Annotated in this window: 2 rRNA genes (1 of these 2 only partly in view); both read left to right on the forward strand. The window is 55.7% G+C overall.

Annotated features, from left to right (window positions below):
* The first annotated feature begins 188 nt into the window (after positions 1-188).
* A 16S ribosomal RNA gene (locus HQQ79_RS18340) occupies positions 189-1,710 on the forward strand.
* A 427-nt stretch (positions 1,711-2,137) separates the two neighbouring features.
* Positions 2,138-4,230: ribosomal RNA gene (locus HQQ79_RS18445) — 23S ribosomal RNA — on the forward strand (it continues 1,134 nt past the right edge of the window).
* The 16S and 23S rRNA genes sit together here, the layout of an rRNA operon.

A 4,230-nucleotide genomic window follows, 5' to 3' on the forward strand; every position in this document is an offset into this window, starting at 1 on the left:
AGTGCGTCTGGTCCTTGAGAACTCAACAGCGTGCACATTGTCAATGCCAATTTATTGATTGACCTCGTGCCTGGTCGGCTTGCTGACTGGGTCATGAAGCAATTCCTTTTGGATTGAAGATTGTCAGTAGACAGTCAACAGTCAGAATCAACTCGGTCTGATGCCTTCGGGTGTTGGGTCTGTATTTTTTTACGGAGAGTTTGATCCTGGCTCAGGACGAACGCTGGCGGCGTGCTTAACACATGCAAGTCGAACGATGATGCCCAGCTTGCTGGGTGGATTAGTGGCGAACGGGTGAGTAACACGTGAGTAACCTGCCCCTGACTCTGGGATAAGCGTTGGAAACGACGTCTAATACTGGATATGATCACTGGCCGCATGGTCTGGTGGTGGAAAGATTTTTTGGTTGGGGATGGACTCGCGGCCTATCAGCTTGTTGGTGAGGTAATGGCTCACCAAGGCGACGACGGGTAGCCGGCCTGAGAGGGTGACCGGCCACACTGGGACTGAGACACGGCCCAGACTCCTACGGGAGGCAGCAGTGGGGAATATTGCACAATGGGCGAAAGCCTGATGCAGCAACGCCGCGTGAGGGATGACGGCCTTCGGGTTGTAAACCTCTTTTAGTAGGGAAGAAGCGAAAGTGACGGTACCTGCAGAAAAAGCACCGGCTAACTACGTGCCAGCAGCCGCGGTAATACGTAGGGTGCAAGCGTTGTCCGGAATTATTGGGCGTAAAGAGCTCGTAGGCGGTTTGTCGCGTCTGCTGTGAAATCCCGAGGCTCAACCTCGGGCTTGCAGTGGGTACGGGCAGACTAGAGTGCGGTAGGGGAGATTGGAATTCCTGGTGTAGCGGTGGAATGCGCAGATATCAGGAGGAACACCGATGGCGAAGGCAGATCTCTGGGCCGTAACTGACGCTGAGGAGCGAAAGCATGGGGAGCGAACAGGATTAGATACCCTGGTAGTCCATGCCGTAAACGTTGGGCGCTAGATGTAGGGACCTTTCCACGGTTTCTGTGTCGTAGCTAACGCATTAAGCGCCCCGCCTGGGGAGTACGGCCGCAAGGCTAAAACTCAAAGGAATTGACGGGGGCCCGCACAAGCGGCGGAGCATGCGGATTAATTCGATGCAACGCGAAGAACCTTACCAAGGCTTGACATACACCGGAAACGGCCAGAGATGGTCGCCCCCTTGTGGTCGGTGTACAGGTGGTGCATGGTTGTCGTCAGCTCGTGTCGTGAGATGTTGGGTTAAGTCCCGCAACGAGCGCAACCCTCGTTCTATGTTGCCAGCGGGTTATGCCGGGGACTCATAGGAGACTGCCGGGGTCAACTCGGAGGAAGGTGGGGATGACGTCAAATCATCATGCCCCTTATGTCTTGGGCTTCACGCATGCTACAATGGCCGGTACAAAGGGCTGCGATACCGTAAGGTGGAGCGAATCCCAAAAAGCCGGTCTCAGTTCGGATTGAGGTCTGCAACTCGACCTCATGAAGTCGGAGTCGCTAGTAATCGCAGATCAGCAACGCTGCGGTGAATACGTTCCCGGGCCTTGTACACACCGCCCGTCAAGTCATGAAAGTCGGTAACACCCGAAGCCGGTGGCCTAACCCTTGTGGAAGGAGCCGTCGAAGGTGGGATCGGTGATTAGGACTAAGTCGTAACAAGGTAGCCGTACCGGAAGGTGCGGCTGGATCACCTCCTTTCTAAGGAGCATCTGGCCTCGTGTTGTCCCTTATCGGGGCACGCATGGTCCAGGCGCCTGATTCGGACCGAACGTGTCCGACGGGTAGCTCATGGGTGGAACATTGACAGTGCAGTTGGGAGTGATGCTTCCGACCTCAGTACGCTCTGCTTGCAGGGTTGGGACGGGTCGGGGGTGGAGCTGCTGGCTGGTGCACGTTGTTGGGTCCTGAGGGACCAGGCTTCCTGTCGTCACGTGAGTGGTGGTGGGGGTTGGGCCTACGGGTCCTTCGTCGGGCCAGGGTGAACCTACCGTTGTGGTGGGGGAGTGCTGGTGCCGATCGTATGTTGAGAACTACACAGTGGACGCGAGCATCTTTGATTCGCGTCATCCATGATCAGCCCTCGGGCTGGTGTGGTGTGACGTTGGATCGCAATTTTAATCTTTGTGGTCAAGTTTCTAAGGGCAAACGGTGGATGCCTTGGCATCTGGAGCCGATGAAGGACGTAGAAATCTGCGATAAGCCTCGGGGAGCTGATAATCGAGCCTCGATCCGAGGATTTCCGAATGGGGAAACCCCGCCAGGCGTTTTGCGACCTGGTGACTCCCGCCTGAATATATAGGGCGGGTAGAGGGAACGTGGGGAAGTGAAACATCTCAGTACCCACAGGAAGAGAAAACAACATGTGATTCCGTGAGTAGTGGCGAGCGAAAGCGGATGAGGCTAAACCGATCATGTGTGATAGCCGGCGGGCGTTGCATGGTCGGGGTTGTGGGACACGTCACTCAGTTCTGCCGGACTGGGACGGTTACAGCGCATCATAGTCGAACCGGTTTGAAAGCCGGGCCGTAGTGGGTGCCAGCCCCGTAGACGAAATGGTGTTATGGCCGGATGTGTATCCCAAGTAGCACGGGGCCCGAGAAATCCCGTGTGAATCTGTCAGGACCACCTGATAAGCCTAAATACTCCCAGATGACCGATAGCGGACAAGTACCGTGAGGGAAAGGTGAAAAGTACCCCGGGAGGGGAGTGAAATAGTACCTGAAACCGTTTGCTTACAAACCGTCGGAGCCTCCTTAGTAGGGGTGACGGCGTGCCTTTTGAAGAATGAGCCTGCGAGTTAGTGATATGTGGCGAGGTTAACCCGTGAGGGGCAGCCGTAGCGAAAGCGAGTCTGAATAGGGCGTTTGAGTCGCATGTTCTAGACCCGAAGCGAAGTGATCTATCCATGGCCAGGTTGAAGCGACGGTAAGACGTCGTGGAGGACCGAACCCACTTCAGTTGAAAATGGAGGGGATGAGCTGTGGATAGGGGTGAAAGGCCAATCAAACTTCGTGATAGCTGGTTCTCTCCGAAATGCATTTAGGTGCAGCGTTGCGTGTTTCTCGCCGGAGGTAGAGCTACTGGATGGCCGATGGGCCTCAACAGGTTACTGACGTCAGCCAAACTCCGAATGCCGGTGAGTGAGAGCGCAGCAGTGAGACGGTGGGGGATAAGCTTCATCGTCGAGAGGGAAACAACCCAGACTACCAACTAAGGTCCCTAAGCGTGTGCTAAGTGGGAAAGGATGTGGAGTTGCACAGACAACCAGGAGGTTGGCTTAGAAGCAGCCACCCTTGAAAGAGTGCGTAATAGCTCACTGGTCAAGTGATTCCGCGCCGACAATGTAACGGGGCTCAAGCACACCACCGAAGTTGTAGATTTCGCACTATAGACAAGCCTTCGTGGTTCAGTCGTGCGGAGTGGTAGGAGAGCGTCGTGTGGCGAGTGAAGCGGCGGAGTGATCCAGCCGTGGACGCTACACGAGTGAGAATGCAGGCATGAGTAGCGAAAGACGGGTGAGAAACCCGTCCTCCGAAAGACCAAGGGTTCCAGGGCCAGGTTAATCCGCCCTGGGTAAGTCGGGACCTAAGGCGAGGCCGACAGGCGTAGTCGATGGACAACGGGTTGATATTCCCGTACCGGCGAACAACCGCCCAAGCTAATCCAGTGGTGCTAAGAGTCCTAACCCGGTACAACCGGATCCCTTCGGGGTGATGGTGGCCGGTCTAACGCTCGACCCCATGCTGGTGCGGTTAGCGTATGAACAGGTGTGACGCAGGAAGGTAGCTGAGCCAGGCGATGGTATCCGTAAGGTGAACCTGGTGTAAGGATGTAGGGCTGACGATAGGCAAATCCGTCGTCTGTGTGCCTGAGATCCGACGCGTACCCGTAAGGGGAAATCAGTGATCCTATGCTGCCGAGAAAAGCATCGACGCGAGGTTGCAGCCGCCCGTACCCGAAACCGACTCAGGTGGTCAGGTAGAGAATACCAAGGAGATCGAGAGAATCGTGGTTAAGGAACTCGGCAAAATGCCCCCGTAACTTCGGGAGAAGGGGGGCCGGACACGTGACCGGATTTACTCCGTGAGCGTTGAAGGCCGCAGAGACCAGTGGGAAGCGACTGTTTACTAAAAACACAGGTCCGTGCGAAGTCGCAAGACGATGTATACGGACTGACGCCTGCCCGGTGCTGGAAGGTTAAGAGGAAGGGTTAGCCTT

Source organism: Curtobacterium sp. VKM Ac-2852, from assembly GCF_013205045.1.
GTDB lineage: Bacteria > Actinomycetota > Actinomycetes > Actinomycetales > Microbacteriaceae > Curtobacterium > Curtobacterium flaccumfaciens.